The sequence below is a fragment of the Furfurilactobacillus curtus genome, assembly GCF_045862785.1.
Taxonomy (GTDB): Bacteria; Bacillota; Bacilli; order Lactobacillales; family Lactobacillaceae; genus Furfurilactobacillus; species Furfurilactobacillus curtus.
The window spans coordinates 1-380 of the sequence record NZ_BQXO01000079.1 but is presented as its reverse complement, the minus strand read 5'-3'; the positions used below and the strand labels follow the sequence as shown (position 1 = coordinate 380).

The 380-nt window shown below is 48.2% G+C and carries 1 pseudogene; it reads left to right on the top strand.

Annotation, left to right across the window (positions count from 1 at the left end):
• Positions 1-380, top strand: a pseudogene (locus ACKTR2_RS10540) (hypothetical protein); the annotation flags it as partial.

Genomic DNA, 380 nt, shown 5'->3' with positions numbered 1-380 from the left:
GGAGTTCGAGTTACCGGTGTTGCTGGCGCCGGTGTTGTTTGAACCTGAGTTCGAATTACCTGTGTTGGAATCACCAGTGTTATTCGAGCCAGAGTTACTGTTCCCAGTATTGCTGTCACCGGTGTTGTTTGAACCCGAGTTCGAATTACCTGTGTTGCTGTCACCAGTGTTATTCGAGCCGGAGTTCGAGTTACCGGTGTTGCTGTCGCCGGTGTTGTTTGAACCTGAGTTCGAATTACCTGTGTTGGAATCACCAGTGTTATTCGAGCCAGAGTTACTGTTCCCAGTGTTGCTGTCACCAGTGTTATTTGAACCTGAGTTACTGTTCCCAGTGTTGCTATCACCAGTGTTATTCGATCCACTGTTCGAGTTACCACTGT